Raw genomic sequence first — 12,994 nt, 5'->3', positions numbered from 1 at the left:
AAGATCAGCGCATCACGATGCGTCCCTCGACTTTCGGCGCGACCTTTCCGGCCTTGGTCACGTAGTCGATCACCTGGCTCGCCATGAGCTGGCTGGCTGACGGATCGATCAGGTTCTTGTTGCCTGCGAACGCGCCGTAGCCGTCGCCGCCGCGCGCCATGAAGTCATTGGTGGCGAGCTTGTAGGTCTTGGCGGGATCGAGGTCCTGGCCATTGACCTTCAGAGACTTGACCCGGCTGCCCGGGGGCTCCTTCATGTCCACCTCGAAGGTGAGCCCGGAGACCTGCGGGAAGCGGCCGCCGAGCTCGCGCACCTGGCTCACGCCATTCTCGAGTCCGGCCTTCAGCTTGGCCCCGGTGATCTCCATGAGGACGGTGGTGTTGCCGAAGGGCATTTCGGCCTGGAAGTGACGGCGGGTGAGCTTGGTGCCTGCCGGATATTCCTTGTCGGCGCGCAGGCCGCCGCCATTGGTCACGGCCACATCGGCGCCGACCGCCGCCCTCAGGGCATCGGCCACGAGATTGCCCATGGCGGCCTCGCCTCCGCGCACGGTGGCGCGACGGCTGTCGAGGGGCGTTTCCGTTACGCCGATCTCGACGTCGAGCTCCTTGGAGAGCTTGTCCTCATAGCCTTTCACGACCGCCTCGATGTCGGGATCGGGCTTCACGGAGGCGGTGTCGACGATGCGGAAGTTCGGCGACCAGCTCACCGTGGTCTTGCCGTCCTTGGTCGCCTTCGTCACGGAGAGTTCCGTGACGACCACGTAATTGGCCTGCGACTCGGATTCGGTGAGCGCCACCTTGCCGTCGTAGAAGGCGAGCAGGTGCTCGTCGTGGCCGCCGATGATCAGATCCACGCCTGCGGAGCGGGCGATGATCATGTCCACTTCGAGCGGCGTATGCGCAACCGCCACCACGATGTCGGCGCCCTTCGCGCGCAGGTCCTTCGCCTTGGCGCGGGCCGTGTCGATGGTGGAGGAGAACTTGATGGTGCCGGGGCTCGACGCAATCGGCGTCTCCTCCGTGGTGAGGCCGAAGAAGGCGACCTTCACTCCCTGCACGTCCACGATCTTCTCGGGCTTGGTGTTGGCGGGAGCGCCGTCGCCGTCGACGATGTTGGAGGTGAGCACGTCGAACTTGGCATCGGCCATGCGGGCGCGGAACACCGCGTCGCCGAGATCGAACTCATGGTTGCCCGGCGTCATGGCATCGACGCCCATGCGGTTCAGGATGTCGATGACATGCGCGCCCTTGTCGAAGCCCGACAGAAGCGAAGGCGAGATGGTGTCGCCCGCATGGACGAAGAAGGCATTGCCCTTCGCCTTCTCCTCCTTGACGACGGTCGCGAGCTTGGCGAATCCGCCGCGGCCCTTCTCAGGCGACATGCGGTCGATGTCGTTGGTCTGGACGAAACGGATGGTCACGGCCTCCTGCGCCAGCGCCGTGCCGGACAGAAGCAAGGACAATCCAAGAAAACCGGCGCGCAAGGCAGCGGAGGGTCGGCTGGTCAACATCGTCAAAGGTCCTCATATCGGGCGGCGCCCAATTGCACTGGCTGGGAGTCTTAAGGCAGAAACGTGTCACAGAAGTAACATCCTGTCGATGTCCACACAGCCCAGCCCAGAGGCACCGGCTGATACTTTTTGACGGCAGGTTTAGTCACACAAGCCGTTCTCGATAATACATTATAATGTTATACTTATTTGAAGACTAAGCTAAAGTATGACCGAGCATGCAAAACATATGAGCAGTAGAGCAGATACCATCATCAAATGCAGAGCATCGATATTTAGGAGAACAATAATCTGCATCACAATGGCGCCAATCATGATCGCTGCTGGAGCGATAATTGGCTTATCCATAGGATTTATAACGCTTCCCGTTATATCTATATTTTTATCTCTGATAATTCTGCCGATAAATTTTGTACTCTCGTTTGAACTAGATTTCTTTTTGTTTGCTGCAATCGTGATTTATAGCTTCATCACTCTTGGGGCGTTGGCAGGCGTCTTCGTGACAATAGATTTATCTCGGAAACTGCTCTCGCGAGAGCAATAAACCCAATAGCGATCACCTTACCAAGCACACTTTTCATGACCGGCCCCATCACGAAAGCACTGGCGGATTTCCGCAAAGAGAAGAATGCCTCCGGCTGGACCAAGCTCCCCTTCTTCCAGGACGGCAGCGCCGACCGGGTGGCCGAAAAAGTGGATGCGGTGGTGGCAGCAGGCGGCCATGTGCTGCCTCCGCCGGAGGCGGTGTTCACGAGCATCACCCTGACGCCCCTCGACAGGGTCAAGGTGGTCGTCCTCGGCCAGGACCCCTATCCGACCCCGGGCGATTCCCACGGCCTTGCCTTTTCCTATCGCGGCGCGCGCCGCCTGCCCGCCTCCCTGCGTACGATCCTTGCCGAGATGGCGGCGGATCTCGACGCGCCGATGCCGAAATCCGGCGACCTCACGAAATGGGCGAAGCAGGGCGTGCTCCTCATCAACACTGCGCTCACGGTCGAGGCGGGAAAATCCGGCGCGCATATGAAGTTCGGCTGGTCGGACCTGGTGGATCAGGCCATCGCCGTGATCTCCGCGCATCAGCCCGCCGTCGTCTTCCTGCTCTGGGGCGGGCCTGCGCGAAAGCGTGCGGCGCTGGTGGACCAGACGAAGCATCTCGTGATCGAGGCTGGGCACCCGTCCCCGCTCAATCGCCTCAACGACTTCAAGGGCACCCGCCCCTTCAGCCGCGCCAATGCCTGGCTCGTCGAAAAGGGACTGGAGCCCATCGATTGGCAGCTCGACGCCTGAACGTTCTTGCCGAGGAACCTGCCCGGGGGTAGGTCTCTCGCGGCAAATGACCTGACACGCTGGAGATCAGAATGACGCAATCCCTGTTCGGACAAGTCGAGGCCTTCGCAGGCGATCCGATCCTGTCCCTCAACGACAGCTTCAAGGCCGATCCGCGTGACCAGAAGGTCAATCTCAGCATCGGCGTCTATACGGACGAGAAGGGACGCATCCCGGTTCTCGGTTCCGTGCGCGCGGCTTACGAGCGCATCGGCTTCGCGGAGCGTCCGTATCTGCCCATGGACGGTCATCCCGGCTATCGCGAAGGCGTGCAGAAGCTGGTCTTCGGCGACAGGCATCCGGCTCGCGAAGCCAAGCGCATCGCCACGATCCAGACCATCGGCGGAACGGGCGCGGTGGGCATCGCAGCCGATTTTCTGGCCAAGCACACCCCCGGCCGCGCGGTTCTCGTCAGCGATCCGACCTGGGAGAACCATCACGGCCTGTTCCAGCGCGCCGGCTTCAAGACGGCTACCTATCCCTACTGGGACGCCAAGAACCGCTCCGTGAATTTCGACGGCATGGTGAAGGCGATCGAGGCTGCGGAAAGCGGCTCCATCATCATTCTTCAGCCTGTCTGTCACAACCCGACCGGCGTCGATCTCGACGAGAAGCAGCAGGCCGCGTTGACGGACGTGATGATCGCCAAGGGCCACATCGCCGTGTTCGACATGGCCTATCAGGGCTTCGGCGAGAGCCTGGAGGCCGATGCCGCGTTCGTGCGCCGCTATGCGGAGCGCGCGAGCTGTCTCGTGGCGAATTCCTTCTCCAAGAACTTCTCGCTCTACGGCGAACGCGTCGGAGGTCTGAGCATCGTGTGCCGCGATGCGGACGAGGCCGAGCGGGTGCTCGGCCAGTTGAAGCTCGCCGTGCGCCGCAGCTATTCGAGCCCGCCGATGACCGGCGGCCTTCTCGTCGCGACCGTGCTCGGCAACGAAGACCTGCGCGCACAATGGACCCGCGAGGTCGACGAGATGCGCACCCGCATGGATTCCGTGCGCAAGCTGCTCGCCGAGCGCATCCGCAGCCTGTCGAACGAAGTCGATGTGGGCTTCCTCACCAACCAGCGCGGCATGTTCAGCTATACGGGCCTCACCGCGCAGCAGGTCGATGCCATGCGCGAGCGCGACGGCGTCTATCTCGTAGGATCGGGCCGCATGTGCGTGGCGGGCCTCAACGAGGAAAACGTCGCGAAGGTGGCCCAGAGCTTCGTGGACGTGAGCCAGGCCTGAACGGCATCAGCAACCATCCCGGACAGCATCAGTCTGTCCGGGATGACCGCCTGCAATGATCACACGCGCACATAGTTGAAGCAGCCGGGCGGCAGGCCCGCGCCGCTCACGAGAATCGCTCCGTCCCGAAACAGGCGGAGGCCCGACACCTGATCGCTCAAGCGAACCACCACGAGTTCTCCCGTCCGATCGATCCATAAGAGCTCCCCGTCCACCGCGGCAATGGCCCTGACCACGGCTTCCTGTCCCGTTCCGGGCGCGAAAAGGATCGTGGTGAACTCGCTGCCCTGAGGCGACAGGGCCTGGAGTCCTGCACCGATTGTCAGCAGCGCCGCCAGCACTCGCGCCGCAGCGGATCGAACCTTTCCATCGCGCCTCGCCGCTTGCCTCATCAACCATCCCGCAGCGAGCGGTGCGAGGCCGAAAACTCCGAACCAGAGAATATCCCAGAACAGAGGATTCTCGCTGTCCATGCGAATGCGGTGGATGCCGAGAACCCAATGGGACAGGACGCCGTCGACCACATGCCACGAACCGAACCCGATCAGGAGACAGGCGATAAGCAGGCGGGGCGAACCTTGTGACCGCACGAGCATCCAGAGCCCGATTGCGGCGATCGCATACATCAGAGCGTGAAAGTAGCCGTCGGCGACCACCTGGAACCGCACGTCGTCGGCCCCGAAGGCGCTGAGAAGGTGGTGCCATTGGAGGATCTGGTGCAGCAGTATCCCGTCGAAGAAGCCGCCGAGAGAGAACCCGAGAAGGTAGCCCGCCCAGCGAAAGCGCCCGCGGGTCTCAGACAAGCTCATGACGGCCCTCCAAAAGCAGTTCACCCGGCTCGATGGTCAAGCCGGGTGAATGCATGATGTTCCACGAATGGGGAGAAAGCGGCTTATTCGGCCGCAATCGGCAGAGGCTGCTGCGGCTCGGCGCGGAACTTGGCAAGCAGGTCCGCCTCCTCCGCCTTCGCCGTTTTCAGGTTGCGCTCCTTGATGTGCCCGAAGCCGCGGATCTTCTGCGGGATATTGGCGAGGCCAACCGCAATCGCATGATTGTCCGCATTGAGCTTTGCCACGATCTCGCCGATGCGCCCCTCGAACTCGCGGATGAGCTCGCGCTCCGTGCGGCGCTCATGCGTGTAGCCGAACACGTCGAGCGGAGTGCCGCGCAAGCCCTTGAACTTCGCCAGCACGCGAAAGGCTTTCATCATCCACGGGCCGAAGCTCATCTTCTTCGGCACGCCGGTGACGGGATCCTTCTTGGCGAGCATCGGCGGCGCGAGGTGGAACTCGTAGCGCAGATTCTCACCCTCGAAAGCGGAGGCGACCTGACGCTCGAAATGTCCATCCGTGTAAAGACGGGCGACCTCGTACTCGTCCTTGTAGGCCATGAGCTTGAAGAGCGAGCGCGCCACCGCATCGGTGAGCGCGGTCGAGCCGGGAACGGCCTTGGCCTCCGCTTCGCGCACGCGCTCGACCTGCGTGCGGTAACGCTTGCCGTAGCGCTTGTTCTGGTAAGCGGTCAGGAACTGCACGCGACGTTCGATCACCTCGTCCAGGGTCTCGGAGATCTTCAGCTCGTCGTTCGGCGCCTTCAGCTCGCTCATCATGCGGGCGACCAGCTCAGGCTCCGCCGCCGCGCGACGACCCCAGGCGAAAGCGGAGAGGTTCATCTTCACCGCTTCGCCGTTGAGCTCGATGGCCTTCTCGATGGCAGCGCCCGAGAGCGGCACTTGCCCGGCCTGATAGGCATAGCCCAACATGAACATGTTGGCCGCGATCGAATTGCCGAGAAGCGCGGTCGCGATCGCCGTTGCATCGACGAAGGCGGCGCTTTCCTCGCCAGCAGCACCCTTGATCGCCCGCTTGAGGCGCTCCGTGGGCAGGGAGAAATCGGCATTGCGCGTGAACTCGCCGGGCATGACCTCCGCCGTGTTCACCACGAGCGCGGTCTGGCCCTTCTTCACGGAAGCCAGCACCTTCTTGGTGCCCGTCACCACGAGGTCGCAGCCGAGCACGAGATGCGCGGATTCCGCGCTCACGCGGATGGCGTGGATGTCTTCCTGACGGTTGGCGAGGCGCACATGGCTGTAGACCGCACCGCCCTTCTGCGCGAGGCCGGCCATGTCGATCATGCCCATGCCCTTGCCTTCGAGATGGGCCGCCATGCCGAGGATCGCGCCGATGGTGACGACGCCCGTGCCGCCCACGCCCGTCACGATCACATTGAAAGTGCGGTCGATGGCGGGGATCGCCGGATCGGGCAGCGGCTTGAACGTCATGCCGTCCGTGGAGGCCGTCTCCGGCACCGCCTTCTTCACCTTGGCGCCATGCACCGTGACGAAGGACGGGCAGAAGCCCTTCACGCAGGAGAAATCCTTGTTGCAGTTCGACTGGTCGATCTGGCGCTTGCGGCCGAACTCGGTCTGCACCGGCTGAACGGCGACGCAGTTCGACTGCACGGAGCAATCGCCGCAGGCCTCGCAGACGAGATCGTTGATGATGACGCGCTTGTCCGGATCCGGGAACTCGCCGCGCTTGCGGCGGCGGCGCTTTTCGGAGGCGCAGGTCTGATCGTAGATCATCACCGTGACGCCGGGGATCTGCGCCAGCTCGCGCTGCACCGCGTCCAATTCATCGCGGTGATGAATCGTCATGCGCTCCGGCCAGCGGATCGACTTCGGGTATTTGTGCGGCTCGTCGGTGACGAGGGCGATGCGCTCCACACCCTCCTCGCGGACCTGCCGCGCGATCATGTCGACCGTGAGCTTGCCCTCGTGCGGCTGGCCGCCGGTCATGGCAACGGCGTCGTTGAAGAGGATCTTGTAGGTGACGTTGGTCTTGGTATCCACCGACCAGCGAAGCGCCAGGATGCCGGAATGGTTGTAGGTGCCGTCGCCGAGATTCTGAAACACGTGGCCGCGATTGGAGAACGGCGACTCGCCGATCCAGTTCGCGCCCTCGCCGCCCATCTGCGTGAAGCCGTCCGTGGAGCGGTCCATCCACTGCACCATGTAGTGGCAGCCGATGCCCGCATAGGCGCGCATGCCTTCCGGCACCTTGGTGGACGAGTTATGCGGGCAGCCGGAGCAGAAATGCGGCACGCGGGTCGCCACATCGCCCGTGATCTTCAGCACTTCCTGCGCATGACGGAGCCGCGCCACGCGGCCGCGCAGATCGTCGTTGTTGTGGTAGGCGAGCAGCCGCTCGCCGAGCACGATGGCGATGTCGTTGGGATCGAGCGCGCCCTTCACGGGGAAGAGCCAGTTGCCTGCCTCGTCCTTCTTGCCGATGCAGAGCGGCTGGTTGGCGGTGCCGTAAAGCTCCTCGCGCAGCTGCACCTCGATGAGGGAGCGCTTCTCCTCGACCACGATGACCTTGTCGAGGCCCTGCGCGAATTCCAGAAGCTCGCGCTGCGAGAGCGGCCAGGGGCATGCGACCTTATAGAGGCGAAGGCCCATGTCATTCGCCTTCACCTCGTCGATGCCGAGCTCGTCCATGGCTTGGCGCACGTCGAGATAGGACTTGCCGACCGTGATGATGCCGATCTTCGGATTGCGTCCGCCGGAGAGAACGATGCGGTTGAGGTTGTTGGCGCGCACGAATGCCAGCATGGCGTCGCGCTTGAAGTCCTGAAGGCGCGCTTCCTGATCGAGCACGCCGTCGCGGTTGCGGATGTTGAGGCCGCCCGGCGGCATGACGAAATCGTCGGGCATGACGATCTTCACGCGGTCGAGGGAGCCGTCGACGGAAGAGGTGGACTCGATGTTGTCCTTCACGCACTTGAACGCCACCCAGGTGCCGCAGAAGCGGCTCATGGCGTAGCCGTATTGCCCGTAATCGAGAATTTCCTGAACGCCCGCGGGGTTCAGGATCGGGATCATCACGTCGACGAAGTGAAATTCCGACTGGTGCGCCACGGTGGAGGATTCCGCCGTGTGGTCGTCGCCCATGAGCGCGAGCACGCCGCCATGCTTCGAGGATCCCGCCATGTTGGCGTGGCGGAACACGTCGCCGGAGCGGTCGACGCCCGGCCCCTTGCCGTACCAGAGGCCGAACACGCCGTCATACTTGCCGTCGCCGCGAATCTCGGCCTGCTGGGAGCCCCAGACGGCGGTGGCCGCCAGCTCCTCGTTTAGGCCGGGCTGGAAAACGATGTTGGATTGCTCGAGCCACTTCCGGGCCCGCCAGAGATTCTGGTCCAGGCCGCCGATGGGCGAGCCGCGATAGCCGGAGACGAAGCCGGCCGTGTTGAGGCCCGCCAGCCGGTCCCGCTCGCGCTGCATGAGCAGCATGCGGATCACAGCCTGCGTGCCGGTAATGAAAACGTGATCCTTGGTGAGATCGTACTTGTCGTCCAGCGTAACGCTACGAAGCGCCACATGACCTTCGGCCATGCCGTTCCTCCTTGGAGCCCTCCAGCCCCGCCCGCCGGTTTTCCGGTTCTTGTTGTTATGATTTATGTCAGTAATGCTGACATAATTGTCCGTTCACGTCAATCAAGCGGTCTTGCCCTCGGCCTTCGTTTCGCCTCCATTAACCATAAACCGTCTAGGTCGGGTTTCAGCCTCCAGAATCCCTGGAAGCGTCGCTTTAGAAGTCAACGCATGAACGTCCGTCTGGGTCTCATTCTCTGCCTCACCTTCCTGTTAGCAGGGGTCAGCGTGCCTGCCCTCGCCCACCCTCATGTGTGGATCACCGCCAGGGCGGAGGTCGCCTTCTCGGACGGCAAGGTGACGGGCATCCGCCATCACTGGACCTTCGACGAGGCCTACACGGCCTATGTCACCCAAGGGCTGGACAGGAACAACGACGGCCAGTTGACGCCCGAGGAGCTTCAGGAACTGGCGAACGAGAATGCCGCCGGTCTCGAGGAATTCGAGTATTTCACCACCCTGAAAGTGTCGGGAAAACCGCAGGCCTTCGATAATCCTCGCGAGGCGCGGATGGTCATGGACGGCAAGCAGGTCGCCATGTCGTTCCTTCTGCCTCTGAAGGCCCCCGCGCCGGTCACCGGCCCCATGGCCATCGAGATCGATGACAACACTTTTTTTGTGTATTTCAGCCTCGTGGACAAAGCTGCCGTAACCCTGGCCAATGCGCCGCAGGGCTGCGTGACGAACGTCGCCAAGGCCAAGCCGCTCGATGCGACCATGCAGCAGATCCTGCAGGATGAAGGCGCCATCCAGGCGTCACCCGGCGTGAACTTCACCATGGAATATTCAAACAGGGCGATCATCGCATGTCCGTGACCTCCGCTCCCCTTGCCCCTCCTGTTTCCGGTCAGGCTCGGTTCTGGCAGAGGCTTGGCCTGATGGTGCTGGCGGTCGCGCTGATGGCGGCGGCCATGAGCCTGCTCGCTTTGTGGATCGGTCCGGTCAATGCGCCCGCCCCTCGCTCGCCCTTCGGCATGGGCATCCGCGAGGCCGCGCCGTCCGGCGATTTCGGCGCATGGCTTCTTTCCATTCAGTCCGGCTTCTATGCCAGCCTTCAGGCGAGCGTGCGCGCCCTGAAGGAGAGCGGCGCAGCCTGGGGTTCTCTGCTTTTCGTCGGCTTTGCCTATGGCGTCTTTCACGCTGCAGGCCCGGGGCACGGCAAGGGCGTGATCTCGGCTTATCTGCTGGCCGACGAGAAGGCCCTGCGCAAAGGCTTCATCCTGAGCTTCGCCGCCGCGCTCGTGCAGGCTCTCGTCGCCATTCTTATCGTCGGCACGGTCAACCTCGTGCTGCGGGCCACCGCCTCCACCATGAACAAGATCGCCATGAACGTGGAGCTCGTGAGCTTCATCGCCGTCGCGCTGCTGGGTCTCGCGATCACTTGGCGCAAGAGCGGCAAGGTGCTGGGCGTGCTGGCGCTCGCGAAGAACCCCTTGAGCACGGTGCCCGAGGCAAGCTGCGACCACGTGCATCTGCCGCCGCCCGAGGAGGTCAATCGCCTCACCCGCTGGCGGGACATGGCGGGCGTGGCGATTGCCGCCGGCATCCGCCCCTGCGCGGGGGCGCTCATCGTGCTCGTCTTCTCCCTGGCTCAAGGACTGTTCGCAGCGGGCATCGCGGCCACCTTTGCCATGGCGCTCGGCACGGCGTTGACCACCAGCGCCATCGCAGCCGTGGCGGTCTTCGCCAAGACGCTGGCCTTGCGGCTCGCGGGCGGACGCGGCGCGATAGGCGCGATCGCCATCGCGGGCCTCGAACTTCTTGCCGCGGCCTTCGTGCTGGTTCTGGGCGCAAGCCTGCTCATCGGCCTCTGGAGCCAGGGCCTTTAGGGCCTCCAAGGGTTGCGTCATGCGCAAAGCTCATCGCGCAGCCCTTCATCTCCATGCGTTGTGACTGCGGAAGCTGCTCGCTATAGCTCCGCCCATCAGGCAGAGGGCAAGGGCGTGTCCACCACATCATCGGCGAGCGCACATCGTCTCTACGAAGACATTTCGGCAGGGCTCACCGGCACCCTGATGGTGGCTCTTGGCGTGGCGCTCTACACGAAGGCGACGCTGCTGACCGGGGGCACGGCGGGGCTGGCGCTCCTGCTGCAATATGCGACCCAATTCGAGTTCGGGCCTCTGTTCTTCGCGATCAACCTGCCCTTCTATGCGCTGTCCATTCTGCGCATGGGCTGGAAGCTCACCTTGCGCACCTTCCTCGCCGTGCTCCTGGTGTCCTACCTCTCGCAGCTCACGCCGGGCTGGATCGGCATCGACAGCCTCAACCCCGTCTACGCAGCGATCATGGGCGGCGTGCTGATGGGGGTTGGCCTGCTCGTGCTGTTCCGCCACCGCACCAGCCTCGGCGGCGTGAACATCCTCGCGCTCTACGCGCAGGAGCGCTATGGAATCCGCGCAGGCTACCTGCAGCTCGCCATCGATGCGGTGATCCTGCTGTCGTCGCTCTTCGTCATCGAGCCGTCGAAGGTGGCGCTCTCGCTCGTCGGCACCGCCGTGCTCAACCTGATCCTCGCCACCAATCACCGGCCTGGACGCTACATGGGCGTGAGCTAAAGCCCCAGCGAACCGCCATCCGAGCGCGGATCGTGCACGGCTTCGACGCGGCCGTTGCGCGGGTGCTTCACCAGCATGCCTGCATGGCCCGTGGCATCCGCATAAGGCTTGCCAAGTTCTTCGACCGGATGACCGCAACTCGCGAGCGCGCGCAGCAGGCTGGGGTCGAAGCGATCCTCCACTTTCAACGTTGCGGATGGTGCATTCCAGCTCTTGCCGAAGATCCAGCGCGGCGCATCCACGCTATCGGCAAGGCTCATGCCGAAATCCGCATAGCGCGTGAAGATCTGCCCCAGGATCTGCGGCTGCGGCTCGCCGCCCATGGTGCCGTATGAGAGCACGCGCCCGTCGTTGAACACCGCGAGGCCCGGATTGAGCGTGTGGAACGGCTTCTTGCCCGGCTCGAGGGCTCTCGGGTTGCTGGGATCGAGCGAGAAGCCCAAGCCTCTGTTGTGCCAATGGATGCCGGTGGCCGGCAGCACGCAGCCGGAGCCGAAGGCCCAATAGACGGACTGGATGTAGGACACCGCCAATCCATCCTTGTCGATGCAGCCCATCCATATCGTGTCGCCATCCGCCGATGGCGGCGGATAGGGTGCCGCGCGGCGCATCGCGATCATCGCCGCTTCCTTCTCGAACACCGCAGGCGTGAGGAACGAGGCCGGGTCGAGCGTCGCGTCGCGCGGATCGGCAATGGCCTTGTCGCGGAGCGCGAAGGCGCGCTTGCCCGCTTCGATCAAGCCATGGTGATGCTCCGGAGTTTCGCCGTGCTTCACATCGAGGCGATGGAACAGGCCGAGCATCAGCAGCGCGGCGATTCCCTGGCTCGGCGGCGGCATGTTGTAGACGGTGGAGTGCTTCAGCTCCACGGAGAGCGGCTTTACCACGCGCGCCTGATAGGTCTCGATGTCCTTGCGGGTGATGGGACTGCCGATCCGCTCCAGGTCCGCTGCGATCTCGCGCCCCACATCGCCCCGGTAGAAATCGGCGAAGCCCGCATGCGCCAATTGCTCTAGCGTATCCGCGAGCTTTGGAACCCGCCGCGTCTCGCCTGCGGGCGGCAGCTTGCCGTCCTTCAGGAAAGTTTCGGCAAAACCGGGGGCGGTGAAGAGAGCCTCTTCCTCCAGCATCTTGTTGCGCCCCTCGGCCGCGCCGATCCTGTAGCCCTCGCGGGCGAGACAGATGGCATCGGTGAGAAGCATGTCGCGGGGCAATTGCCCGCCGAGCGCCTTGGCGAGTTCCAGCGCAAGGCCCCAGCCGCTTACCGCCCCGGCCACGGTCAGCGCCGCATCGGGGCCGCGCGGCGGAATGCTGTCATATCCCTTGCTTCGATAGCGCTTGATGGTGGCAAGCGCCCCGGAGGGGCCTGAGGCATCGAGGGCGTGGACCCGGCCCTTGGGCTCCCGCACCAGCCAGAATCCGTCGCCGCCGATGCCGTTCATGTGCGGATAGACCACGGCGATGGTGGCCGCCATGGCGACCATGGCCTCCACGGCATTGCCGCCTGCGGCCAGGATCGTCTGGCCGGTCTCGGCGGCGGCCATATGGGGGGCCGCGACGGCGGCAGTCGAGAAGACGGGGGTCTCGGGCATGATCTTTGAACAGACGCGACAGAATGAATGGCGAGGGGAAACTTGCACCGGAGGGGGCGTTTAGGGTAGTCCCTTCGGCAGATTAAGGAGTACGAACCCGTGGCTCAGGCGAAAAGCACCAACTGGCGCAACGTCATTACTGTGATCAGCATCATGATTCTGGTGGGCGCGGAACTCTTCGGCGTGGCCATTTCCGCCGGCTGGGCCATCGCGGGCCTGTTCGAACTGGGCAACATCGTGGGCTTCGTGCTCATGGGCCTGTTCAGCCTTCTGGCCGGCTACTTCCTCGTGAACCTCTGGCGCCGCTGCATCGCCGTCGAGCCCCTGGCCGAATAAGT

General features: G+C 63.7%; 10 protein-coding genes. 6 read left to right on the top strand and 4 right to left on the bottom strand.

Going from position 1 to position 12,994, the window contains the following annotated elements; translation table 11 throughout:
* Positions 1-4: 4 nt before the first annotated feature.
* Entirely contained in the window at positions 5-1,513 is a 1,509-nt protein-coding gene (locus BLP10_RS17335; RefSeq protein WP_244510640.1) for a bifunctional metallophosphatase/5'-nucleotidase, read from the bottom strand.
* A gap of 579 nt (positions 1,514-2,092) precedes the next feature.
* On the opposite strand from BLP10_RS17335, the gene ung reads away from it, so the two are divergent.
* Positions 2,093-2,800: a uracil-DNA glycosylase gene (ung, locus tag BLP10_RS17325; RefSeq protein ID WP_091137397.1), complete on the top strand. Its 708-nt coding sequence runs from the start codon at positions 2,093-2,095 to the stop codon at positions 2,798-2,800.
* Positions 2,801-2,871: 71 nt separating this feature from the next.
* Positions 2,872-4,071 carry an amino acid aminotransferase gene (locus BLP10_RS17320; protein ID WP_244510638.1) on the top strand — a complete coding sequence of 400 codons (1,200 nt, stop codon included), beginning with the start codon at positions 2,872-2,874 and terminating at the stop codon, positions 4,069-4,071.
* Positions 4,072-4,130: 59 nt separating this feature from the next.
* On the opposite strand, the gene BLP10_RS17315 is transcribed toward BLP10_RS17320, so the two are convergent.
* Both BLP10_RS17315 and BLP10_RS17310 read right to left on the bottom strand, forming a co-directional pair.
* Positions 4,131-4,880: a DUF2243 domain-containing protein gene (locus tag BLP10_RS17315; RefSeq protein WP_091137395.1), complete on the bottom strand. Its 750-nt coding sequence runs from the start codon at positions 4,878-4,880 to the stop codon at positions 4,131-4,133.
* An 83-nt stretch (positions 4,881-4,963) separates the two neighbouring features.
* Positions 4,964-8,467, bottom strand: coding sequence for an indolepyruvate ferredoxin oxidoreductase family protein (locus BLP10_RS17310; RefSeq protein WP_091137392.1), 3,504 nt, complete (start codon positions 8,465-8,467; stop codon positions 4,964-4,966).
* 210 nt (positions 8,468-8,677) lie between these two features.
* Between BLP10_RS17310 and BLP10_RS17305 the strand changes: the two genes are divergently transcribed.
* The 3 genes from BLP10_RS17305 to BLP10_RS17295 all read left to right on the top strand — a co-directional run bounded on the left by BLP10_RS17305 (position 8,678) and on the right by BLP10_RS17295 (position 11,064).
* A complete protein-coding gene (locus tag BLP10_RS17305; RefSeq protein WP_091137389.1) occupies positions 8,678-9,322 on the top strand; it encodes a DUF1007 family protein in 645 nt (214 codons plus the stop codon).
* The gene (locus tag BLP10_RS17300; protein WP_091137386.1) at positions 9,313-10,335 is read left to right on the top strand and encodes a nickel/cobalt transporter; all 1,023 of its coding nucleotides are present in this window, start codon (positions 9,313-9,315) and stop codon (positions 10,333-10,335) included. Before BLP10_RS17305 ends, BLP10_RS17300 begins: the two co-directional genes overlap by 10 nt.
* Before the next feature lie 114 nt (positions 10,336-10,449).
* Positions 10,450-11,064, top strand: a complete 615-nt coding sequence (locus BLP10_RS17295) for a YitT family protein (RefSeq protein ID WP_244510637.1) — start codon at positions 10,450-10,452, stop codon at positions 11,062-11,064.
* Here BLP10_RS17295 and BLP10_RS17290 read toward each other — a convergent pair.
* A complete protein-coding gene (locus BLP10_RS17290; protein ID WP_091137383.1) occupies positions 11,061-12,656 on the bottom strand; it encodes a gamma-glutamyltransferase family protein in 1,596 nt (531 codons plus the stop codon). The genes BLP10_RS17295 and BLP10_RS17290 overlap by 4 nt on opposite strands.
* A 99-nt stretch (positions 12,657-12,755) precedes the next feature.
* Between BLP10_RS17290 and BLP10_RS17285 the strand changes: the two genes are divergently transcribed.
* Positions 12,756-12,992: a hypothetical protein gene (locus BLP10_RS17285; RefSeq protein WP_425286967.1), complete on the top strand. Its 237-nt coding sequence runs from the start codon at positions 12,756-12,758 to the stop codon at positions 12,990-12,992.
* The last annotated feature ends 2 nt before the right edge of the window (positions 12,993-12,994 follow it).

The organism is Microvirga guangxiensis (assembly GCF_900102135.1).
In the GTDB taxonomy this organism is placed as follows: domain Bacteria; phylum Pseudomonadota; class Alphaproteobacteria; order Rhizobiales; family Beijerinckiaceae; genus Microvirga; species Microvirga guangxiensis.
This window is presented reverse-complemented; position numbering and strand designations above follow the sequence as displayed.